Origin of the sequence: Paenibacillus sp. FSL R10-2778 (assembly GCF_038593035.1) — a bacterium.
Taxonomy (GTDB): Bacteria; Bacillota; Bacilli; order Paenibacillales; family Paenibacillaceae; genus Paenibacillus_AQ; species Paenibacillus_AQ odorifer.
The window spans coordinates 289,602-312,906 of the sequence record NZ_CP151956.1 but is presented as its reverse complement, the minus strand read 5'-3'; the positions used below and the strand labels follow the sequence as shown (position 1 = coordinate 312,906).

Sequence of the window (23,305 nt, the reverse complement as noted above, 5' to 3'; positions counted from 1 at the left end):
GTCACCTCGTTAATTTAATTCGTGGGTCCACGAAGCTATATAGAATATCCGCGACCAGATTGCCGATGATCAGCATTAAAGAAGAGAACAAAGTTATTCCCATAATTACGGGATAATCCATCCCTTTAACCGCAGTCATCCCTAAAGAGCCAATACCCGGCCATGAAAATACCGTCTCCGTTACAATTGCACCCGCCACCAGATCACCCATCGACATCCCGAGCAATGTAATTACTGGCAACAGTACATGCTTAAGCACGTGACGGAACAGAATCGTTGTCTTGCTGGATCCAAAAGCATATTGAATCTGCACATATTCTTCTTTTAGCTGTCCAATCGTACTAGAGCGGATGTATCGTACGTAACCGGCCAGAAATCCAAACGCCAATACAGTGCAAGGCAAAATACCATGCTTCAATACATCAACCGCTGATTCCACACCAATGGTTCGCATCCCCATTATAGGCAGCAGGTGCAGCTTAATTGCGAATAAGTACATAAGTAAGATGGCCAGCCAAAATAAAGGCACTGAAATTCCTATATAGGATAAAAAATTAATTAGTTTATCCACCCAGCGGTTCCGGTTAGCTCCAGCAAGCAGACCCATCGGGATCGCCAACAGAACGGCTAAGCCGATTGCACTGCCCATCAAACCTGCTGTTGCAGGTAAACGTTCTAGAATTTGCTCCAATACAGGCTGATGATTCACAAGGGAATAACCGAAATTGCCCTGCAGTACTTCTTTGATCCATATAAAATATTGAATGTAGGCTGGCTTATCCAGCCCAAGGTTATGCCGGATGCGCTCAATATCATCCGCGTGCATATTCGGCGTAACGAAGGATAGTACCGGATCCCCCGGAGCCAGCTTAATCATCGCAAAGCACACAACCGAGACAAAAAACAGCATCGGCAGGGTTTGCAGTAATCTTCGGACGATAAGTTGTCTCATACGTATATTCTCCCAGTTCTATATCGGTAAAAAAATAAGCTGGATTGACCAGCTTATTTTTTCCCGTTCTTATTTAAGGTAGATTTTCGATAAATCTTCAAAAATAACGACAGGCTTCAAGACTGCTTCTTCTAGACCGCCGTAGTTCTTGGAGACAGCTACGATAGTCTTAGTATTAGCAATTGGATAAATCGGTGCATCGTCAGCAATGATCTCTTGGATCTTCTTATAGATCTCACCACGTTTAGTTACATCTGCTTCTCCTGCACCATCATTGAACAACTTATCGACTTCAGCATTATTATAATGCGAGTAGTTAGAGTCTGCAGTAGAAGTATACAAAATTCTGTAAGCATCAGGATCGTAACCCATAATATAACCTGCAATCGCAAGTTCAAAATCTGTTGAATTCATATCACTGAATTTCTGGCCATATGCCGAGGCATCCATATTTTGCAGTTCAACTTCAGCGCCAATGGCCTTTAGCTTTTGCTGCACGTATAGTGAAATGGCTTCCTGAGCTTTATTACCGCTCGATACAATCAATCTCAATTTCAGATCGCTAGCCCCTGCCGATTGCAGAAGCTCTTTGGCTTTTTCTACATCATTATCAAAAGAAGGTACGTCATTAGTATAGAACAATGCATCCGGAGTCAAAAAGGACTTCGCCGGGTCTGCATACTCGTTAGAAGTATAAGCAGCCTGAATGATTTCATCACGATTTAGGGCTAAAGACAAGGCTTGACGAACTTCTTTTTTAGCAAGAGCACCTCTATCACTGTTTGCATTGAACAACAGGTAGGACAATCGGCCTTCACTATAAGGCAGGATTTCGAAATTGTTCGAAGCCTCAATCGTTCCAACATCCTGTGGATCTAGATACTTAATGTTGATCTCACCATTCTGAAGTGCGAGATTCGCAGCATTCGTATCTTTAGCAATCCGGTACGTTATAGAATCAAGATGTGGTTTGCCGCCAAAGTAGTTGTCAAATCTCTCGAGTGTAACATATTCGCCTGCTTTGTATTCTTTAAATTTAAATGGGCCAGATCCAACCGGAGCAGCATTCTTGGTGCTTTTCTCTAGATCCGTCTCATTCTCAAAAATATGCTTTGGAATCGGAAATACTTGCACTAGTGTAGCTTCAAAAGCTGGGCTGACCTGCGGAAGCTTGAACTCTACAGTCAGATCATCCACCTTAACTGCCTTAACGGGTTTATCACCGATGAATAAGTTCGCTCTCAGCATGCTGTTTTGCTTCTCATCGAGGATGCTATCAATCGTGAACACGACATCGTCAGCTGTAAGCTTTTCTCCGTCATGCCAAGTTAGTCCACTTTTCAGTTTCAATGTATAAGTCAGGTTATCTTCGGAAAGTGTCAGGCTGTCTGCCAAGTAGAAGGTCTTCTCTCCGTTATTCACTTGGAACAATGGCGCGTAGAGCGCTTGGTCAATCGTCAGACTGACACGATCACCTGCATAGTTCGGATTTAGAATGACAGGATCTGCAGCGACCCCAATAATTAAGTTGCCGCCATCTTTTGGTTCAGTGCTTGCTGTCGATCCTTCAGTAGCCGTAGGCGTCTGATTTGTATTTGTCGAAGCGGCGTTATTTCCCCCGGAGCACGCGCTAATCAAAAATGTTAACAAAACCAAAGTAATAACTCCAGATAATCCTCTACGCATAAGTTTCTCCCCCGTGTCTATATTGTCTTTGTTTGTTTTTATATTGTATATCGGGATACTAGGAATTACAATGGATAGCATTTCACATTAATGTAATATTGAGGGAACTGATAGTTTCAACCTTTTTCATGACATCCCCACGCCTTAAAGTATCCACAGGGTCCATACCTGAAATGACTCTTCCGAATACAGTATGCCAAGGGTCGCAATAATCAAACTCTGTTCAGCCACCAATATGAGCTTCAGTCTTCGCTGTCTCTTCCGGTGCAATCAATTTCCTCAGCATCCTCATTCAGCAGAGGTCGGTATTCACCCTTTCCATCATCCCAGAACACATCCGCACGAGGATTCATGGCCAGTAACAGATTGATTAACTACTGAACTTTTAGTGGTGATTTATCCATAGTCTCATTCCTGTGCTCATCTGGCTGCATTCTTATCTAATTATCCGGTAATTGTACAGCAGATTCATCAAAATTAATATATCTAAAAAGTTCAATTTATCCAACTCTCATTTCTAATTTACTATAAGAACTTTGCGAAATAAGGATTATTACTCTCTCACTGTAAATATATTGAGAACATACCTATACCTCTCGGAAGAAAGGGAGAGTCCCCCAAGGAGGCCGCAATGAATAAGACACGCGTATTAATCGGCAGCCCGATCCATCAAAAGCCCAATGTATTACGGGAATTTCTGAATTCCCTGCTGCGCTTGAATATCGAGCAAATCGAACTGGATTTCCATCTGATTGATGACAATGATGATGAGGAATCCAGCCGGCTGCTCCAGGAATTTAAAAGCAAGGGCGAGCATATTTTTATTCAAAGCTCCGGCTTTAACGATGCGTACATTCGCAATGATACGACTCACTATTGGAATTCTGATTTAGTCTGGAAAGTCGCCAACTTCAAAAACCTCATGATTAACCGAGCGCAAACCCTGAACTACGACTACCTGTTTCTGATCGACTCAGACCTCATCCTCCACCCCGATACGCTAAGACATCTAATAGGGACGAACAAAGATATTATTTCAGAGGTATTTTGGACACAGTGGCAGCCAGATACCATGTTTCAGCCGCAGGTCTGGATGCATGACGAATATAATCAGTGGGAGATACTTCCCGGCGAAAAACTGCAACCCGAGGAGATCAACCGCAGATTTCATGAATTCATAACCAAACTCCGCAATCCTGGAATCTATGAAGTGGGGGGTCTCGGCGCTTGTACATTGATTAGCCAGCATGCGATAAAAGCCGGGGTGAGCTACAATCAGATCCGGAACATATCATACTGGGGCGAGGATCGCCATTTCTGCATTCGTGCCGCGGCCCTTGGCATTCCGCTATTTGTTGACACCCATTATCCTGCCCTTCATTTGTACAGAGATAGTGATTTGAACAAAGTTGAAGATTTCATCAGAGAAACAACAGGGGTAAAAGCTGAATCGGCACCCACACCCATCGAGGAAAATTCCAATGAGGCTGCAGCTGCTCCTATAACCAAAAAGCGTCCCAAGCTAACCCTTACCATGGTTGTAAAAAATGAAAGCGGGCGCTTCCTGCGACAGGTTCTGGAGGAACACCGCAAATATATCGATGAGGCTGTCATTATTGATGACGGCAGCACCGACAATACAGCAGCTGTCTGTCTGGAAGCACTTGAAGGCATTCCCGTTCGTCTCGTGCATAATACCGAATCCAAGTTCAGCAATGAAATTGAGCTGCGAAAACAGCAGTGGGAGGAAGTCCTAAAGACAAATCCCGAGTGGATTCTGAGTCTGGACGCGGATGAGATCTTTGAAGCCAGCTTTGCAGAAAATATAGATTCCTTGCTGTATGCAGATGGGGTCGATCTGTTCTGCTTCCGCCTTTACGATTTATGGAACGCGAACCATTACAGGGAGGATACCTACTGGCGCTCTCATCTGAACTACCGCCCTTTTTTGCTTCGCTATAAAGAAGACTTCAACTATGTATGGAATGAATCCCCACAGCACTGTGGGCGGTTCCCGGAAAATATTTTCGAGCTGTCTCATCAGCTAAGCAATCTGCGGCTCAAGCATCTCGGTTGGTCCAAAGCCGAGTTCCGGCTGGAAAAATATCTGCGTTATATGCTCCTCGACCCCGACGGCAAATACGGCTGGAAAGAGCAGTACATGTCCATCTTGGATGAACAGCCTCATCTAATCCCTTGGGTGGAATGAGGCTTACAATAAAAAGGGCGTTCACAAAACCATTAGGGTTTTGTGAACGCCCTTTTTTTATTCAGAACTCAATTCAGAACTCTCTGGTCCATCGACTTCTGGCTTCAGAATGGTTACTGTCAGCTCGTTGCCGGATTCATCCACCTGAATAACTGATCCCTCTGCGGCTTCACCAGCAATAATCGCACGCGCCACACGTGTCTCCAAGCTGCGCTGGATAAATCTTTTCAACGGTCTTGCCCCATACACAGGATCAAAACCTTCCTTAGCGATAAAACGCACCGCCGATTCAGTTAATGCCAGCCCGATCTCCCGTTCTGCCAGACGTAGACGCAATCCATCCACCAGTTTGTCCACAATTTTCTCGATCTCACCCAGTGTCAGCGGCTTGAACATTACAATGTCATCCACCCGGTTCAGGAACTCTGGACGGAAATGACCACTCAGTTCCTTCATCACTCTATCCTTTGCAGCTTCCGTGAGCTGACCTTTTTCATCGGTGCCTTGAATCAGATGAGGTGAACCGATATTGGAAGTCATAATGATGATTGTATTCTTGAAGTCAACCATTCGGCCCTGTGAATCAGTCAGCCGTCCATCATCAAGCAGCTGCAACAGAATGTTAAACACATCGGGATGCGCCTTCTCCACTTCATCGAGCAGCACTACAGTATAAGGCTGACGCCGCACAGCTTCCGTGAGCTGCCCGCCTTCCTCATATCCAACATATCCTGGAGGTGCACCGACTAGGCGGGAGACACTATGCTTTTCCATATACTCCGACATATCTATACGGATCATGCCATCTTCGCGGTCAAAAAGAGATACCGCAAGCGACTTAGCCAGCTCAGTCTTCCCTACACCCGTCGGGCCAAGGAACAGGAATGAGCCAATCGGGCGATTCGGATCTTTGATTCCCGCTCTTGCCCGAAGCACTGCATCGGCCACCAAGCTGACAGCTTCGTCTTGACCCACTACCCGTTCATGCAGCGTATCCTCCAGACGCAGGAGCTTATCCCGCTCGCCTTCTACCAGTCGGCTAACCGGAACGCCGGTCCAGCGGGAGACAATATCTGCAATTTCCTCTTCAGTAACAGCCTCACGTAGCAATCTTGTATCCTGATCCTGCTGTGCCGCTTCTTCCGCTGTTTTCAGCTGACGCTCCAGATCAGGAATAATGCCGTAGCTCAGTTCGGCTGACTTATTAAGATCATATTCCTCCTGTGCATCAACCAGATCCTTACGTGCTTGCTCCAGCCGTTTTTTGAGGTCGCGAATCCCTTGGATGGCCGACTTCTCTTTCTCCCAGCGCGCCGTCATTCCTAGCTGCTTCTCCTTCAGGTCAGCGAGCTCGCGCTGTAATATTTCGAGACGGCGTTTGCTGGCGTCATCGGTTTCTTTTTTAAGCGCTGCTTCTTCAATCTCCATCTGCATCAGGCGGCGGGTCACTTCATCCATCTCACCCGGCATGGAGTCTATCTCTGTGCGGATCATGGCGCAAGCCTCGTCCACTAGGTCAATCGCCTTATCCGGTAAAAATCGATCCGTAATATAACGATTGGACAATACCCCTGCGGCTACCAGTGCGCTGTCATGGATTTTGACCCCGTGGTGAACTTCAAACCGCTCCTTCAGACCACGCAAAATGGAGATCGTATCCTCTACATCGGGTTCGCTCACGAGCACCTGTTGGAAACGGCGCTCCAGCGCAGGGTCCTTCTCTATATATTTGCGATATTCATCGAGCGTTGTGGCACCAATACAGTGCAGCTCACCCCGGGCCAACATCGGCTTCAGCATATTGCCCGCATCCATCGAGCCTTCGGTTTTACCTGCTCCCACAATCGTATGCAGCTCATCAATAAAAAGAATAATGCGGCCGTTACTTTCGCGAACCTCCCTCAATACCGCCTGCAGGCGTTCTTCGAATTCACCACGGAACTTCGCGCCTGCCACAAGTGAACTCATATCCAGTGAAAAAATCGTCTTATCCTTCAGCCCCTCTGGTACGTCTTTGCGCACGATCCGGTGGGCTAAGCCTTCCACAATGGCTGTTTTCCCTACACCTGGTTCACCGATCAGCACAGGGTTATTTTTCGTTTTACGGGACAAAATCCGGATTACCCGGCGGATCTCGCCATCACGACCAATGACTGGATCAATCTTGCCCGCGCGAACCTCTGCTACAAGATCACGGCCGTATTTCTCCAGCACCTCATAAGTAGCTTCTGGCTCCCGGCTGGTTACCCGCTGATGTCCACGAATCTCAGCAAGCACCGACATCAGCTTCTCACGGGTCAGCCCACGGCGGACAAAAAGATCCCTTAGCTCACGATTCTCCCCGCTCGAATCCGACACCATGGCCAGCACCGCATGCTCCACAGAAACAAACTCATCCTGCATCTTCGCCGCTTCCTTCTCCGCCTGCTCCAGCAGATGAATCAGCGATTGCGAGGCGTAACGCCGTACCGTGCTTGCTCCTGACCCGCTGATGCTCGGCTTGCGTTGAAGTAGTTCATCTGTGCTGCGCATCAGCTCAGCCACAGGGATATTCATCTTTTGCAGCAATCTTGGCAGCAATCCTTCTTGCTGCTGAAGCAACGCTTTTAACAGATGGAGATTATCGATCTCCTGATGACCGCTGTCTGATGCCAGCGACTGCGCCGCAGCTACTGCTTCCTGCAGCTTTTGAGTTAATTTATTGAAATCCATAGCTCTCTCACCTTTCTATTTAGGAGTGATTATATTAAATCGGCCTTTTGGGCCGGGGATAGGTTAATTTAGTGGGATTTATCCCGCTTATTTCGAGTAACTGGCTGGTTTGCACTCATTCTGCGGGATTTATACTGTTCTTTTCGAGTAACTAGTTGGTTTGCGCTCATTCTGCGGGATTTTTACCGTTCTTTTCGAGTAACTAGTTGGTTTGCGCTCATTCTGCGGGATTTTTACCGTTCTTTTCGAGTAACTAGTTGGTTTGCACTCATTCTACGGGATTTTTACCGTTCTTTTCGAGTAACTAACTGGTTTGCGCTCATTCTACGGGATTTTTGCCGCTCTTTTCGAGTAACTAGCTGGTTTGCGCTCATTCTACGGGATTTATCCCGCTTATTTCGAGTAACTGGCTGGTTTGCGCTCATTCTACGGGATTTTTACCGTTCTTTTCGAGTAACTAGTTGGTTTGCACTCATTCTACGGGATTTATCCCGTTCTTTTCGAGTAACTAGTTGGTTTGCACTCATTCTGCGGGATTTTTACCGTTCTTTTCGAACAACGAGCCCAATTCGGCACTTTCTAAGGCACTTTTGCCTCTCTTTTCGACCAATGAGCCCTCGCCAGTACTTTCTAAGGCATTTTTGCTTCTTTTTTCGCACATCGAGCCTAATTCGGCACTTTCGAAGGCATTTTTGCCTTTCTTTTCGACCATCGAGCTTAATTCAGCGCTTTCTAAGGCATTTTTGCCTTTCTTTTCGACCATCGATCCCAGTTTGGCACTTTCGAAGGCACTTTCGAAAGCACTTTTGGCACTTTTTTCCCACCATAGTGCCGACTTTCACCGTTTGAGCGAAACGTTCATTTATAGTTAGTGGCTAAATAAGTTACTGTTCTGCAATTAGCATTCAAATCACCTTATTCACCAACCAGAGTTGATCACAAACGAGTGTAATTACCTCACCTCTACCTCTTCTACCTATCTATTAATTACCCACTTTCGCCTTCTGCCGCTGGGTGCCAGTGCTTTGACGTTTAGCTCTGGCTTCGAAAGGGCTGGAGTCTGCCAGCTTTCGGTAGAGATTTTTCTCCGCTTCGCTGATAGGTTCAGGGATAACAATCTCAATTCCAAATAAAATATCGCCATTCGCACCATTCTCACGTTTTAAGCCCTTGCCGGGGATACGTAGCGTTTTGCCGCTCTGAATTCCTGCTGGAATCTTCAATTTCACGGCGCCGCCCCCCGGTAATGGAACCTTTACTTCTCCACCCAATACCGCTTGCCAAGGAGCGATTTCAACCATGCCATATAAGTCGCCATCGCGAATCTCATAAATATCATGAGGAAGAATATGAAGTGCCAGCAACACGTCGCCACCCGGAGTGTTTCCCGCGATTTTAATAATTGTACCCTCATAGGATCTAGGCGGAATGTTCACATCCACCGTTTTGTCACTGACCTGTACTCTTACAGTGGCGCCTTTATAAGCCTGCTCCAAGGTAATATCCAGCTGCGCCTGCATGGTACTGCGGGCCTCTCCCCACGGATTGCTATTCGCACGCCCCGTTCCACTTCCCGAGAAAAAATCAAAGCCAGCCCGATCCGCCGAGCCCCGATTCCCAAAAAACATCCCGAATAAATCTTCCTCCGAAATACCAGAACCTCCTGTTGAATAAGTTCCACCTTTCCAGCTTCCACTTCCACCAAAGTTTGAATCCCAAGAGGAGGCTCCACTCGCCGCCCCTCCACTAGCTCTGCCACGTTGAGCTCCATAAAGCAGCTCTTCATCATAGAGTTTCCGTTTATCCTCATTACCAAGCACTTCATAGGCTTCAGCTGCTTCTTTGAATTTCGCCTCTGCCTCAGGGGCTTTGTTAACATCGGGATGCCACTTCTTGGCAAGCTTCTGATAAGCCTTTTTAATTTCCTGTTTAGTAGCTTTTTTGCTCACACCCAAAGCATCATAATAGCTTTTACTAGCCACTCGCGCTTCCTCCTTTCCATCCCTATTCTCATATTGACCACCATTGCACTCCGAGAAAAGACGCACCATAGCCGGAATCCTCCACTACAATGCGCCTTCTATTCATAACACTATATTAAAAGCCCGCTGCCATCTCTAAAAGACTGAGCGGAAGTTCATTCCGCTTAATTTATGCTTATTCAGACTGCGAACCCGTAGAATTAGAATCTCCGTCTTGAATCTCGATGCGTTTACCTTGCATTTTTTGCCGTTTGGGAACTTCCAGCTTCAGCACTCCATCTTTCAAAGACGCGCGAATTTCTTCCTCGGCAATATCTTGAACATAGAATCTGCGCACATATTCACCATATCGGCGTTCTCTGCGTACAATCTGATGTTCCTTGTTCTCCTCGGCATTTTCTTCCTTACGTACCGCTTTAATCGTCAAATAAGGACTGGCATAATCAATGTCGATTTCTTCTTTTTTCAAACCAGGAAGTTCAGCTTCAATCAGGTAAGCCTGCTCACTCTCACGAATATCTGTTCTGAAGGACATCGTGGAGCTCTTAATCGGTGCAAAAAAATCATCATTAAAAACATCATTCAAGGACTTAGCCAGCACACCAAAAGCATCATCTCTACGTTTACCAAAAGGAACCATATCAAACATTATCCATTCTCCTCTCATTGACTTTGACTTTATTTGACCTATGACCTTATTATAGTCCCCTACCCGAGGAATAACAAAACCGATTTAAGCCGATTATCGCTCAAATTCAGGCGAATTAGCTGATTTTCCACAACGAAATTAGTTCTTTTTATTTATTTGACCAATTTTGACCTTTGTTTGATCTTTCGTAAATGACACCTATTTAATCATGATCCAACTTGCAGTACGATTATTATATGTTCAGACCTTCCGTTCAATACAAGCCATTAGCTTCTAATCATCTTCACGCCAGCTTTTACACAGAGTTTTCTTACGATCTATCAAAATTTAACGATTTAAAGATGAAGCCAGCAGAAGTGATATAATGAAAGACAACTAAAGACCATTTTCGTTACAGGAGACCAATTGTATGCAACCAACCTATCCTATGGATGATACGCAGTGGAGTAAGCTCATCCAAAATGTCGCCTATTATTTCGATGATCTTACCCTCAAGCGGGGGTTCCAATATTATAAACAAAATCGAGTGCAGCCGTTTACCATGACGGAGCCTCGTAAGATTAACGCTCTAGTTGAAGGTAGAGAGGATTACCGCGTCACCATTGATCTCGACGGCTTCACCAATTGTCATTGTAATTGTCCAGTATCAGGTCATTGCAAGCATATGGCTGCCGTGCTGTTGAATTATGCCGAACAACAAAATAGATCTGTACAGGTTTTGGCTAACGCTAAAGCTGCTTCCTTTTTGCCCAAAATATCAAGTACAGCAACAAGTACTTCTATTGGAGCCGATGCAACTCGTCAGCAGCAAATGAAAGAGATGGCTAACCACATCGCTAGCGGGAAAATAACGGAGTGGCGGGAGTATTTTGAATTCTGTGTCTCCCCTCTAGCCCATACCACCCGAAATCCTGAATATGTGAGTCGGGCCTTGTCTGCAATTAATAAATTCAAACCAAAGATGCTTCCGGAAACGGAGAAGCTGTTCACTCTGCATGCTCATCTTTATCTGTTGGAAAAGCTCGCTAAGCCTTCCACGCAATCCGTCGGTCAGGCCGCTTACGCCCCTTCTCTTGGTTATTACACACAGGTAGCAGTCTCAGAGCTACAGGAAGTAATCACAGGTCTTTTAAAAAAGACACTTCCGCTGTCCCCCGAGCAAGAGCAGGATCTATGGCCATACGTCATCGATACTCTATCTTATCTGCGGCGCGAGATGTTGACGGAGTCACGGGATCGCTCACGGGATCAACCCTCTTTTTCTCTTAGCTATGATCTGCTGTGGAGAAATTGGATTTATCCGAATACAGGTGGAACTAAGCTTTACCTGAATGAAATCGAACAGCTGCAGCAAGCAGAAGGTGAATTAGGCGCTTCCCTGTCACAACATGCGTGGCTGTTAGCTCAGAGCCGCATGTATTACTATCTGATGGATGACCAGAAAGCTTGGGACTTACTGAATAAGGCTGCCGAACGCCCGGGTCTCCATCCCGATGAGCTCATGAGCTTCACCTCTCCGCTGCTGGATGCAGGGGATTGGTCCCGGTTGGTGGGTTGGCTTGTTCAGATCGGTCCACTGCTGAGCAGCAGACTCTATAATCTCAATAGCTATTCAACCAGTTGGGAAGAAGCTGTTCGCCACCTGCCTGAAGCTGAGCTGCAAATGTGGGACACACTAGCCACCATGTTACCTATCTCTGGCGAAGTCTATGAAGAGAAGCTAATCACCTATGAGAAATGGCAGACCTGGATGGATTATCAGCTGTCCATCGGTAAACAGCCCTCCGAATTTCGTGTCAAAGACCTCCAACCGGTGGAAAAGAATGCACCTGAGGTTCTGCTGCCCTTTTACCATCAGGCCGCCGAAAGATTCGTGCTGGATAAGAACAGACATAGCTACAAAGCGGCTGTGAAATTGTTGAAACGATTATCCAAGCTGTATAAAAAGCTGAAACAAGAAGAACGCTGGGAAGAGTTCCTCACTGCCTTCGCCATTAGGCATAGCAGGCTCCGTGCGCTGCAAGAGGAGCTTCGGAAAGGAAAGCTAATACCATGAACATGCATTTACGCACGCTAACCATCCGGCTTGCATTAAGCCAGTATGGCGATGCTTTAATATTTGGAATGAATGAGCGCGAAGATCTCGTGCCGGGCTTGCAGCTTAAGCAGCGGCTTTTCGCCTGGCATGAGGCGTCTTTTTATGGTACGGAGTTAACCGTGCAGCCCGCTGGCGAAGGCGTGGAGCTAGTGATTCTTCCTGCTGAGCAGGTCATCCCCTTCTTTGCCGAGCAGAAGCTTTTGGCGCATATCGAATGGAGCTGGGAGGGCGATGCCGCCCACCTCACAGAACTGGCGCCACTTCTGGCTATATGTCTGGAGCACAAACAGTATATTCCCGACATCTCCGCCTACCGCGCCGGGAGGCTGCAATGGACTTGGGACGAGGGGGCTCTTGCGCAGGTGGCAGTGGACAGTGACACTGCTAAGGGAGCCCTTGAGGCGCTAAATGGCGGCAGCGAATTTAGCCGTGGATTACGTGCGGCGTTCTCTGCCGCCGTATCGCAGCGCTATTACAGCACGGAGGCCGAGGCCAGCGACCTCCGCAGCGAATTCCCGCTTCTCTTCGATAGAAGCGGAGCACTTGCAGCGGGCATGGATACCGCCGCGTGGCTTATCGCCATTGGCTGGAAGGCGGACTCCGCGCCTTTCCGGCCCGCTCTACAGCTGCTGGAGCCCGATGAGGATGAATCCTATTGGCGGCTGCAGCTGATCCTTCAGGACAAGCGCGATGAATCCGCGCTTGTTCCCATCAGGCTCGCCGATAACGGCGAGCCGTACGGCTTGTGGCCGACCGCGTGGTCGGCTCACGTGCATGAACGGGCCGCGGGATGGCTGGAGCGCCTCCGCGGCAGTCTGCCGCCCGAGCGCTTCGCGGCGGGCGGCGATGTGCTGGCCGAACCGCTGAGCGATGCCATCGCCTGGCGGTTCTTGACGGCCGAGAGCCAGCGGCTGCTGGAAGCAGGCTGGCAAGTGCTGCTGCCGGCGTGGTGGGAAGCCGCCAGCCGGAAAAAGCCGCGCCTGCGCGCAAAGATCAGCTCCGGCGAAGACAAACGCAGCGGTGGCGAGTCGCTGTTTGGTCTCGATTCGATCATCGATTTCGATTGGCGAATCTCCATCGGCGATGCGGATCTCACTGAAGCCGAATTTGCCGAGCTGGTCGCAAGAGGGGAACGGCTCGTCCGCTTCAAGGGCAAATGGGTCTCACTCGATCCGGCTCTGCTGGCGCAAATCCAAAGAGCCATGGCGGGAATGGACAAGTCGCAAGGCTTGTCCTTCCAAGACGTGCTTCAGCTCCACTTGCTAGGAGCTGGTGAAGAGGCAGACGCTGATGCTACGGAAGAGCAGCTGCAAGAGGATGCCGCGCGTCTGCGTCTGGAGGTAGAGCTGAACGAGCATTTGATCAGCCTTATCGGTCAGCTGGGCCAGCGCTCAGAATGGCCTAAGCCGCCCGTACCCGCAGGCCTTAAAGCGGAGCTGCGCACCTATCAGCATGAAGGATTCGCCTGGCTGACCTTTCTGCGCCGCTTTGGGCTGGGGGCCTGTCTAGCCGATGATATGGGACTAGGCAAAACAGTACAGCTCATCGCCTATCTGCTAGACATCCAAGAAAACACGGATGCAAGCTCAGCCCGGCGGCAGACCGACCCACCAGGCTGGCCTTCATTGATCATCTGCCCGACCTCCGTGTTAGGCAATTGGCAGAAAGAGCTGGAACGCTTCGCGCCTTCGTTGAATGTTATGCTTCATTACGGAAGCCGCCGTCTGGACGCAGGATTCTTCTATGGCGCAGCTTCGCAAGCCGATGTGGTACTGACCTCTTATGCGACTGCTGCGCTTGACCAAGAGCTGCTAAAGGAATTCACTTGGGCGACGATCTGCCTGGATGAAGCTCAAAATATCAAAAATGCCCAAACCAAACAATCCGCAGCTGTACGTAGTTTTCCAGCTCTACACCGGGTCGCCTTAACAGGGACGCCGATAGAGAACAGATTATCCGAGCTGTGGTCCATTTATGATTTTATAACCCCAGGTTATCTGGGCAGCGCCAAGTCTTTTAATGACCGATTCACGAATGCTATTGAAAAGGAACGCGACGCGAAACGTACAGCGGACCTACAAAATCTAGTAAAACCATTCATGCTGCGCCGCAAGAAAAAAGACCCTAATATACAGCTCGATCTACCTGATAAAAATGAAATGAAAACCTATGTTCATCTGACAGCCGAACAAGCGGCGCTTTACGATCAAACCGTAAACGGACTGTTGGAACGGATGAAGAAGCTGGAAGGCATTGAGCGCAAAGGGGCAATTCTCGGGGCTCTGACCGGGCTTAAGCAGCTATGCGATCACCCGATGCTTGTGACAAAAGAAGCTATCCCTGAGCTTGATACGGACAATAAACTGGATACCAGCTTTCTTATTAACCGTTCCTCCAAACTGGAAAGACTGCTGGACATGGTTAAGGAGCTGCGCGCGGAAGACGAGCGCTGCCTGATTTTTACTCAATATGTGGGTATGGGAAAAATGCTTCAGGCTGTTCTCCAGCAGGAGCTGGGCGAACCCGTCCTTTATTTGAACGGAAGTACCTCCAAACAGGCGCGCGACCGCATGATCGAGCGGTTTCAGACACCAGCCCCTTCGGCGGAAGATGGGTCTACACGCCCAGACACATCGCCGTCTGATCAGCCGAATGTATTCATCCTTTCACTCAAGGCTGGGGGAGTTGGCCTGAACTTAACTGCAGCCAATCACGTATTCCACTTCGACCGCTGGTGGAATCCAGCGGTGGAGAATCAAGCAACTGACCGCGCTTACCGCATGGGCCAGACTCGTGATGTGCAGGTGCATAAATTCATCGCCCTGGGCACACTCGAAGAACGGATTGATGAGATGCTGGAGAACAAACAGCAGCTCAGCGATAATGTGATCTCCAGCTCGGAAGGCTGGATTACCGAGCTGTCCACAGAGGCTCTGAAAGATCTCTTCACCTTGCGTCGTGACTTAAATGACTAGCAAAAAGGAACATTCGCGTAAATGCGAATGTTCCTTTTTCACAAGAATAATTACCATTGCTCGGACATTTTAAAGGTAACTGCGAGATCGTCCCCGCCCGAGAGGGAGTTTACCACCAATGTGACAGGTTCATCATGGAACTCGTATGAGAGTCGCTCATTAAGTAAATTGACCGCCAGATTCGCATACGCCCCAGAAATCCCTGATCCTGTACCTTGCATAATAACTTTTCCACCCGTGACCGTAGTGCAGGTATAGTTCACTAGCAGCGCCGTGTCCGTGACAGGAATATTTGTAGTCGGTGTAGGATAATTCTCGAAGGCCCCATCAAGGGTCCCGCCTGCAACGACCATATATCGCACAGGTCTTTTGGACATAACATCTAAAGCTGCCGGTCGAATCTCAGCCGCAAGACCTTGTGGAATAGCAAAGCCAGGACGTCTCATAAAGCTGATCGCTGCGAAGTCAGTCGATGTAACGGTCACGTTATCACGTATTTCCGAGGTTATTCGGCTCACTTGAAACACTTCAAGATCAACGGCCGTCCATACACCGTCCACATCAACAAGGAAAACCTGAATCTTCATCTGCTCCTGCGAATATACAAAATTAAATTGGAATAAATCCTCTACCATGACATAGGTCTTGCTTAAGGTCTCCTGATATTGCAGCTCAAATAACTCTTCAACAAAAATGGCCTGGGGACTGACACTATTGGATAAGCCCGTAATATAACAAAACGCGCCAGCCGATCCATTGTTGACAACTTTGATCACTACTTGATCTATTGGCCGAGTACCGTCGACTGGTAAATTAATAATGGTGTTTGTGGACAGAACAGGCAATGTCATCACACCTCCTATATATCAATTCATATATGATATGTAAACATTGTTTAGAATTATTGGGTGTAATTAAAATACAAGAGATGTTCCAGAGCATAAATAGAGATTTGCCACTAAATAACGAATGTGGTAAACTCGACTTAACTTTTTATGAACGGAGGGTTACGTGTGATAGACTTTATCCGAGTTAGAACTTTGCGCGGCTAATTGAATAGCGCTAAAGCTCTGCCCATGTGCAGAGGACTCAGGATTGGTCTACCCATTTTTAAAGGTAACCCGATAATTTAACAACAGCGTGTAGGGAGGATTCTCTTCACCTCCATTCCTTTAAGAATTGAACATCCATAGAAGCCGATTAGCCAACTGCTGCTCGCAAGGGATCAAAGTGACTCTTCCCTGCGACTGGACTGTTGTTTAATTCATTCTACCTATGGAAGGCCCTAACTCTGACGTCCTCTAACGAACCGTAAGCACAGGCAGATTGCCTGTGTTTTTTTGCGTTTATTATTTACTATTGGAGGATGAATAAATATATGGAACAAATACGAGAAAAAGCAATTATAGTCGGTGTCCAGCTTCAGAACGAAACGAATTTTGCCTATTCGATGGAAGAGCTGAGCAATCTGGCAGTTGCCTGTGACCTTGAAGTCGTAGGAGAGCTTAGTCAAAAGGCAAGTCGAATTAACCCCTCCCATTATATCGGGACAGGTAAAATCGAGGAATTATCGGCACTTTTAGAGGCACACGATGCTCCTATTGTTATTTTTAACGACGAACTGTCACCTTCACAGATCCGCAATTTGGAGTCCGCACTGGATCGTCAGGTCATTGATCGGACCATTCTGATCTTGAATATTTTTGCGGAAAGAGCGAAGACCAAGGAAGCCCAGCTGCAAGTTGAAGTAGCCAAGCTGCAATATATGCTGCCGCGCCTCACAGGTCTTCGTGAGTCGCTGGGCAGACAAGGTGGCGGAGCTGGACTTAAAAACAGAGGTGCTGGTGAAACCAAGCTAGAGCTGGACCGCAGAAGAATTGAAGAGCGGATTACTGCTTTACAGGTTGAACTGCAACAACAAGTAGCAAGACGCCAAATCCAGCGGAAACAACGGCATAAAAATGAAGTTCCCGTCGTCTGCCTGGTAGGCTATACGAACACCGGAAAATCCAGCTTAATGAATGTCATGGTAGAGACTTACCATCCGGGTTCCCATAAACAAGTATTCGCCAAGGATATGCTGTTCGCTACACTAGAGACATCGGTTCGCAGCATTGAGCTGCCTGATCACAAAACCTTTTTATTAACAGATACTGTCGGATTCGTCAGCCAGCTTCCCCATCATCTGGTCAAAGCGTTCCGCTCCACTCTTGAAGAGGTTACCGAAGCGGACTTATTGATTCATGTAGTCGATATTTCCGATCCGCAGCATCAACAGCATATGGCGGTTACAGATGAGACGCTCAAAGCACTCGGCGCTGACCAGCTTCCAACGATCTATGCCTATAATAAAGCTGATCTGACTGATTTGCCTTACCCGCAAATTGAAGGTGACAATGTCTACCTTTCCGCCAAGCAAAATAGTGGAATGGCTGAACTTACCGCTCTGATCCGCAGCCATGTTTTTACGGACTATGTCCAGTGTGAGATTCTGGTTCCATTTGATCGGGGTAATGTAGTCTCTTATTTCAATGAACACGCCCATGTTCAATCTACTAGCTATGAAGAAACAGGCACACGCCTTGAGCTGGAATGCAGAAAATCTGATTTTGAGAAATTCCGCAACGATTTTATTGAGCTATAACAAATTAGGAACGACGTGGTAATCCTTAATTAAAAAAGAGGGATAGAGTTTTCAGAGTTATCTGAAGCTCTATCCCTTTCTTTTGTGAATAAAAAAATGAACAATACAAAAGAGCCCTCTCTTTGCATTGCTCAGTAAGTATAAAATAGGCAGACGCTAGATCTTATAAATATAGTTTCTAGACCCTATTCTTGAACATACAGTGTATCGGAAGCTTCTATTGTTGGCTGCCGGTAAAACCGTTCCTGCAGATAACCGCTGTAAGTAATTAAAGTCTGGATGCACCGATTCATCCGTTAAATAGGCCGAGATATCACTCCCATATACTCTTTCCTGATTCAGAGAGTCTATGATAATCTCTCCAGTAGTAATCCCTATGCCATGGCCGTAGAACAGATCATTTTCGAGTTTAATTGCATTCTCGCCCTGCCATTCTGGCTTGCTCGGAGCATGATCGGGATTCTTGAAATATACAACGTCTCCCCGCTGCGTTAGTTCCTTGTTGTAGTTCGTGATTAAGCGTAAATTCTCGTCATAATTCCAGTCCCATAAGAACAAGTCCTTGAAATACTTATTAAACGCTTCTTCACCTATAGCTTCAATCGTCGCCCGATACATAACAATGACCATGGCTGTCGCGCATTCAAAGGCATATAAATGACCATTCCGAAAAATATCTTTAATCCCCACTGTGGGTTCCACGCCAGCGTTCAGCTGAAGCCCACCAATCTCTGTACGTGTCCAAAACTGCGGATTGCAGCGGGAATCATCAAATGTTGCAAAATCCACTCCACTTTCATTTAAAGCTTCAGCCGATTCCACGATGCTTTCTCTCATTTTGCGCTCAAAGTCAAGGGCATCGGGTGAACGAACTTCCTTCACCATGCTTAGTCCCTCCAATGTTATAGGTTCTAAATATAGGTTATTGTACGTGTTCGTCACCGGGTTGGTGCTTAATTCTCATGATTCCCTGGCATCCACGAACCACTGGTTAAGCTGCCGTGTCTCTTCCGTCAAAATATCCAGGAAAATAGAAGTGCGATAACCCGTATCCTTCAAGCTTTTGCCCGTAATCTCTGCAATTCGGTTTAATCTATAAAGCAATGTATTAGTGTGTATATGTAAAAAAGCCGCGGATTCCTTTAAATTGCCGCTTAATGATAAATAGACAGCGATCGTTTTGAGAAAATCACTTTTATGCTCGCGATCATGTTCTTTTAGCGGATATAGCAACGGGCTTTTACGAATTCGACTGCGCTTTTGCTCCATAATAGCCGGTATATAAGCCCAAAATCCAATCTCCTCGTACAATAGCAGCTCCCGCCCATGAAAAGGCAGCAGCTTTTTGATCTCCACAATGGATACCGCTTCCCAATAGGCAATAGCCGCGGACATATATTCAGTGTAATCGAGACTACAGCCAGCAGCCAGTGTGCAGCCTTCACTCTTATACATATCCTCCATTGTTTTATGCAGGAATGAAGATAATCCACCCGCCCCTTCGATCACAAAGCTGAAGGAAAACAAAATAATCAGCCGATTATGCTCAGCCGTCAGAAATAGTAATTGCAGACCGGAATAAGATGCCATAACCTGCCGAAACCGGAGTATTAAATGATCATCGATTACCTTGTCACTTTCAAACACGCTAATATAATATTTTTCCGGCAAAAGAATGGACCAAAATTCCGCATCCTTTTTAATATTTGCTTCGTTGTCGTAGTGGGAGGTAATCAGCTTCCAGAAAAAGTCCTCATGCGTTTTGTCCTGCTTCGTTTTCCAGCCTCGCTGCTTAAGTAAATAACGGCCTACGATACCTGCCGCCTTCTCAACGATATTTTCGGCATGCCCTTCTACCAGGTTGCCTGTATCTACTACCCATATGTACCCGAGAATTTCCTTTTGATGTTTAATACAAATGGCCAGCCGGGGACCAAGTCCCACCTCCAGCACTGCAGGAATTCGAATGGGATGTGCCGCGCTCTCCAGCTGCTGCATAATCCCTTTTTTGCGCAAGCCAATAATCACAGCGTTAGGTACACGCTTCCCGATAATCGTTGAAATCCGCGCGGAGTCACTCTCAAATTCATGCGAGCTGTAGCCAATCACATGATGATTGCTGTCCTCGATGGTAACTTGAGACTGTAGCGATTCACTTATCGTATCCGCCAATGATTCCATACTGTCGAAGAAACGATCAAATAATGGATCCTTATCTGTCACTAGCTTCACTCCCACCTGAAGAATAACCAAATCCTGTACTCTAGAGTGATTTCATTATAGTATGCATCCCCCTAGCTGACTATAAGATAAATAGCTGGTGTAGGTGAGGGGCGAGATCGGCTTGTTGAGGAAGGTGTTTGGGACGGGGATGATTGGTGGGGGGTGTGGGGAGTTTTGTCGGGGTATTTGGGAAGGTTTAATAGTTGTTGGTGTTTACCAAATGTTATAAGTGGTTTTTAGGGAATAACCCCCGGAAATCTCCATCAAAGCTTTCACCCGATCCATCCAACTTCACTACTTAATCTATCCACCATAGCACCGTACGAGCAAACAACTACTGTATCTAATTACACTGAAACGCAATCTATTTACTTTAACGCCGTACTGACCAACTTCCACCCGGTCTCCACCGCAAGAAACGCCAAACAGCAAGCTCCCCGCAGAGAGCTTGCTGTTTGGCTCATTCCATTATGGAACGTGTCTATTTTAGATCAATGTGAATGTCTGCTCCATGGCTTGCTCAACCGTATAAGGTGTCTCACCCGACGCTTCGGCAACAGCTTGGCAGGTGATTCTGCCATTGGCTACATTCACGCCGCTTCTTAGGCCGTCATTATCCTGAATCGCCTTGATCACACCTTTATTGGCAATTTGCAGGGCATATGGAACTGTAACATTTGTTAAGGCAATAGTTGAGGTCTTAGGAACAGCGCCTGGCATATTAGCCACGGAATAATGCAGCACGCCGTGTTTCACAAACACGGGATTATCATGTGTCGTCACTCTGTCGATGGTTTCTACAATACCACCTTGGTCAATGGCCACGTCAACGATCACTGATCCCGGCTTCATGGTCTTGACCATTTCTTCTGTAACCAGCTTCGGTGCTTTAGCACCCGGAATTAACACGGCACCTACCAGCAGATCCGCTTCAGCCACTGCTCTGGCAATATTATAAGGGTTAGAGATCAACGTATTGATCTGTGCTCCAAAAATATCATCTAATTGACGTAGTCTCTCCGCACTGAGGTCAACTATCGTAACATCTGCGCCTAAACCAATAGCCATCTTAGCTGCATTAGTACCTACTACACCGCCGCCAATGATACTCACTTTACCTCGGCTAACGCCAGGAACTCCGGAAAGAAGAATACCTTGTCCGCCGTAGTTCTTTTGCAGGAACTGCGCGCCCAATTGGACGGACATCCGGCCAGCTACTTCGCTCATCGGTGTTAACAGCGGCAAGGTGCGTCCATGAACAACCGTCTCATATCCGATCGCAAAGACGCCTTTGTCTTTTAGCGCAGCAGCCAAAGCAGGCTCTGGAGCAAGATGAAGATACGTAAATAGAATAAGGCCTGGACGGAAATAGGGGTACTCAGTTGCTAATGGTTCTTTTACCTTCATCACCATTTCAGCAGAGCTCCAGACCTTTGCTGCATCCTCAATCAATTGTGCTCCGGCAGAGACATACTCTTCGTTAGGAAATCCGCTGCCCACACCGGCTCCAGCTTCTACGAGCACTTGATGACCTTCAGTAATTAAACTAACTACACCCGCAGGGGTTATGGCAACACGATTTTCATTGTTTTTAATTTCTTTAGGTACTCCGATAATCATCATTCATCTCTCCCATCTAATGTAGATCCCTTATGTAAAGAATGATAACATATGATTAGCATTCCCATTTTGTTAAAAAATTAAAATATTATCTACCATGATTGTGTTTTTACACAAAGGATCAGACTTAACTGCCCATTAACCTTTAACCATTTTGGTACTCAACACAACCATCTTTATTATCTCATAAAAAAAGACACCCTATAGAGTGCCTTTTTGACGATTTTGTATGAAATTAAAGCGACTACCTTATCGCATGATGTTACATTAAGTGACATTACCTATCTTGATAATAACAACATCACTGTTTCTAACACTACATTTACCCCTTTTTCGCAGTCTTCATAAGAGGTTAGTTCCTCTTCACAATGGCTTTTACCCTTCACGCTAGGCACGAACACCATTGCGGATGGCAGAAAGCTGGCTACGAATTGTGCGTCATGCCCTGCACCACTTGCGATCTTTCGACTGGAATAACCCAAGGTTTGAGCCGCTTGCTCCACCAAACCACACACATTCTGATCAAACCACACCGTATCTCGGCCCCAAAGCTTAGTCTTGCTTACTTCACAATCCAGCAGTTGCTCTGGCAAACCGTTGATAATGGCTTCCACTTCACGCACAATCTCCATCTCTTTATGTCTGGCTTCAATGGTGAAAATCACTTTATTGGGAATGACGGTATGGATATTAGGAAGCACATTCATTCTGCCCATGGTATACACAAGCTCGGAATCGAGCGCCCCCAGCTTGCTCCGCAGCTCAATAATCAGATCTGTGGCAGCAAACAAAGCATCTTTGCGCATCGCCATAGGGGTTGTGCCCGCATGATCGGATTCTCCCGTCACCTCAATCTCGTAACAGGCCATACCAACTACACAGTCAACCAGCCCAATCGTCAGCTCCTCTTTTTCAAGAACAGGCCCTTGCTCGATATGAAGCTCCAAATAAGCGGTGGCTTCGGTGATACGATTGCTCATTTCTCCCTTATATCCACTCTTCTCCAGCGCTTCACCAAAGGTGATGCCTGCCGGATCTTTTTTGTTCAACATAACACTTTTATCAAACTTTCCGGACAGCACACCAGAGGCCATCATCGATGGCTCAAAACGCGCCCCCTCTTCATTCGTAAAATTCATAATCGTCACCGGAAACTTCGGCTTAATCCCGTAATCTACAAGCGTCCGCACCACCTCTAGACCCGCGATAACCCCTAGGACGCCATCGAATCTGCCCCCTTTTTTCACAGTATCCATATGCGAGCCAATCACAATCGGAGGCCCGGAAGTTTCGCCTGCCAGTGTGGCATACATCGTCCCCATATCATCCATCTTCACAGACATTCCGAGCTCTTCACAACAGGCACGAAAATAATCCCGAACTTTAAGATCCTCTTCCGTCAGCGATAATCGGGTCACGCCATTTTTATCTGTACGCCCATGATCGGCAAATGCCTCGATTGTATTCTTCAGTCTCTCACCGTTCACGAATATTTTTTGCAGCTGCATCCCAGATCCCTCCGCTTCGAGCATTTTATTGGCTTTCTATCTATGTT

The 23,305-nt window shown here is 47.0% G+C and carries 15 protein-coding genes and 1 pseudogene; 4 read left to right on the top strand and 12 right to left on the bottom strand.

The window, feature by feature from the left end; translation table 11 throughout:
* Nucleotide 1: 1 nt before the first annotated feature.
* The 3 genes and pseudogenes from NST40_RS01415 to NST40_RS01405 form a co-directional block, all read right to left on the bottom strand.
* The gene (locus NST40_RS01415) at nt 2–952 is read right to left on the bottom strand and encodes an ABC transporter permease (protein WP_076275936.1); all 951 of its coding nucleotides are present in this window, start codon (nt 950–952) and stop codon (nt 2–4) included.
* Between the two features lie 69 nt (nt 953–1,021).
* Nucleotides 1,022–2,638: an ABC transporter substrate-binding protein gene (locus tag NST40_RS01410; RefSeq protein ID WP_076275935.1), complete on the bottom strand. Its 1,617-nt coding sequence runs from the start codon at nt 2,636–2,638 to the stop codon at nt 1,022–1,024.
* Nucleotides 2,639–2,720: 82 nt separating this feature from the next.
* Nucleotides 2,721–2,834, bottom strand: a pseudogene (locus NST40_RS01405) (peptidylprolyl isomerase); the annotation flags it as partial.
* 435 nt (nt 2,835–3,269) lie between these two features.
* Between NST40_RS01405 and NST40_RS01400 the strand changes: the two are divergent.
* A complete protein-coding gene (locus tag NST40_RS01400; protein ID WP_076219021.1) occupies nt 3,270–4,847 on the top strand; it encodes a glycosyltransferase in 1,578 nt (525 codons plus the stop codon).
* Nucleotides 4,848–4,904: 57 nt separating this feature from the next.
* Here NST40_RS01400 and clpB read toward each other — a convergent pair whose 3' ends face one another.
* The 4 genes from clpB to NST40_RS01380 all read right to left on the bottom strand — a co-directional run bounded on the left by clpB (nt 4,905) and on the right by NST40_RS01380 (nt 10,190).
* Nucleotides 4,905–7,559, bottom strand: a complete 2,655-nt coding sequence (gene clpB, locus NST40_RS01395) for an ATP-dependent chaperone ClpB (RefSeq protein WP_342410346.1) — start codon at nt 7,557–7,559, stop codon at nt 4,905–4,907.
* A gap of 523 nt (nt 7,560–8,082) precedes the next feature.
* Nucleotides 8,083–8,322 carry a hypothetical protein gene (locus tag NST40_RS01390; protein WP_342410345.1) on the bottom strand — a complete coding sequence of 80 codons (240 nt, stop codon included), beginning with the start codon at nt 8,320–8,322 and terminating at the stop codon, nt 8,083–8,085.
* Nucleotides 8,323–8,542: 220 nt separating this feature from the next.
* Nucleotides 8,543–9,541 carry a DnaJ C-terminal domain-containing protein gene (locus NST40_RS01385; protein WP_342410344.1) on the bottom strand — a complete coding sequence of 333 codons (999 nt, stop codon included), beginning with the start codon at nt 9,539–9,541 and terminating at the stop codon, nt 8,543–8,545.
* A 175-nt stretch (nt 9,542–9,716) separates the two neighbouring features.
* Nucleotides 9,717–10,190 (bottom strand): Hsp20/alpha crystallin family protein, encoded by a 474-nt coding sequence (locus NST40_RS01380; RefSeq protein ID WP_076186194.1) that lies wholly within the window; start codon nt 10,188–10,190, stop codon nt 9,717–9,719.
* A 409-nt stretch (nt 10,191–10,599) separates the two neighbouring features.
* Between NST40_RS01380 and NST40_RS01375 the strand changes: the two genes are divergently transcribed.
* Nucleotides 10,600–12,246 (top strand): SWIM zinc finger family protein, encoded by a 1,647-nt coding sequence (locus tag NST40_RS01375; protein WP_342410343.1) that lies wholly within the window; start codon nt 10,600–10,602, stop codon nt 12,244–12,246.
* Nucleotides 12,243–15,263 carry a DEAD/DEAH box helicase gene (locus tag NST40_RS01370; protein ID WP_342410341.1) on the top strand — a complete coding sequence of 1,007 codons (3,021 nt, stop codon included), beginning with the start codon at nt 12,243–12,245 and terminating at the stop codon, nt 15,261–15,263. Before NST40_RS01375 ends, NST40_RS01370 begins: the two co-directional genes overlap by 4 nt.
* A gap of 50 nt (nt 15,264–15,313) precedes the next feature.
* On the opposite strand, the gene NST40_RS01365 is transcribed toward NST40_RS01370, so the two are convergent.
* Nucleotides 15,314–16,114 carry a hypothetical protein gene (locus NST40_RS01365; RefSeq protein WP_076275929.1) on the bottom strand — a complete coding sequence of 267 codons (801 nt, stop codon included), beginning with the start codon at nt 16,112–16,114 and terminating at the stop codon, nt 15,314–15,316.
* 527 nt (nt 16,115–16,641) lie between these two features.
* On the opposite strand from NST40_RS01365, the gene hflX reads away from it, so the two are divergent.
* Nucleotides 16,642–17,907 (top strand): GTPase HflX, encoded by a 1,266-nt coding sequence (gene hflX, locus NST40_RS01360; protein ID WP_076220524.1) that lies wholly within the window; start codon nt 16,642–16,644, stop codon nt 17,905–17,907.
* A 156-nt stretch (nt 17,908–18,063) separates the two neighbouring features.
* On the opposite strand, the gene NST40_RS01355 is transcribed toward hflX, so the two are convergent.
* From NST40_RS01355 to NST40_RS01340, 4 genes are all read right to left on the bottom strand, one after another.
* Nucleotides 18,064–18,792: a protein-glutamine gamma-glutamyltransferase gene (locus NST40_RS01355; RefSeq protein WP_076186204.1), complete on the bottom strand. Its 729-nt coding sequence runs from the start codon at nt 18,790–18,792 to the stop codon at nt 18,064–18,066.
* Between the two features lie 75 nt (nt 18,793–18,867).
* A complete protein-coding gene (locus NST40_RS01350) occupies nt 18,868–20,130 on the bottom strand; it encodes a helix-turn-helix domain-containing protein (RefSeq protein WP_076275928.1) in 1,263 nt (420 codons plus the stop codon).
* 486 nt (nt 20,131–20,616) lie between these two features.
* Nucleotides 20,617–21,750: an alanine dehydrogenase gene (gene ald, locus NST40_RS01345; protein ID WP_076275927.1), complete on the bottom strand. Its 1,134-nt coding sequence runs from the start codon at nt 21,748–21,750 to the stop codon at nt 20,617–20,619.
* A 281-nt stretch (nt 21,751–22,031) separates the two neighbouring features.
* Nucleotides 22,032–23,258 carry a Zn-dependent hydrolase gene (locus NST40_RS01340; RefSeq protein ID WP_076275926.1) on the bottom strand — a complete coding sequence of 409 codons (1,227 nt, stop codon included), beginning with the start codon at nt 23,256–23,258 and terminating at the stop codon, nt 22,032–22,034.
* Nucleotides 23,259–23,305 lie beyond the last annotated feature (47 nt).

Coding starts and splice junctions, on each gene's coding strand:
- NST40_RS01415 (WP_076275936.1), bottom strand. CDS start 952: ATGAGACAACTTATCGTCCGAAGATTACTGCAAACCCTGCCGATGCTG.
- NST40_RS01410 (WP_076275935.1), bottom strand. CDS start 2,638: ATGCGTAGAGGATTATCTGGAGTTATTACTTTGGTTTTGTTAACATTT.
- NST40_RS01400 (WP_076219021.1), top strand. CDS start 3,270: ATGAATAAGACACGCGTATTAATCGGCAGCCCGATCCATCAAAAGCCC.
- clpB (WP_342410346.1), bottom strand. CDS start 7,559: ATGGATTTCAATAAATTAACTCAAAAGCTGCAGGAAGCAGTAGCTGCG.
- NST40_RS01390 (WP_342410345.1), bottom strand. CDS start 8,322: ATGGTCGAAAAGAAAGGCAAAAATGCCTTAGAAAGCGCTGAATTAAGC.
- NST40_RS01380 (WP_076186194.1), bottom strand. CDS start 10,190: ATGTTTGATATGGTTCCTTTTGGTAAACGTAGAGATGATGCTTTTGGT.
- NST40_RS01375 (WP_342410343.1), top strand. CDS start 10,600: ATGCAACCAACCTATCCTATGGATGATACGCAGTGGAGTAAGCTCATC.
- NST40_RS01370 (WP_342410341.1), top strand. CDS start 12,243: ATGAACATGCATTTACGCACGCTAACCATCCGGCTTGCATTAAGCCAG.
- NST40_RS01365 (WP_076275929.1), bottom strand. CDS start 16,114: ATGACATTGCCTGTTCTGTCCACAAACACCATTATTAATTTACCAGTC.
- hflX (WP_076220524.1), top strand. CDS start 16,642: ATGGAACAAATACGAGAAAAAGCAATTATAGTCGGTGTCCAGCTTCAG.
- NST40_RS01355 (WP_076186204.1), bottom strand. CDS start 18,792: ATGGTGAAGGAAGTTCGTTCACCCGATGCCCTTGACTTTGAGCGCAAA.
- ald (WP_076275927.1), bottom strand. CDS start 21,750: ATGATTATCGGAGTACCTAAAGAAATTAAAAACAATGAAAATCGTGTT.
- NST40_RS01340 (WP_076275926.1), bottom strand. CDS start 23,258: ATGCAGCTGCAAAAAATATTCGTGAACGGTGAGAGACTGAAGAATACA.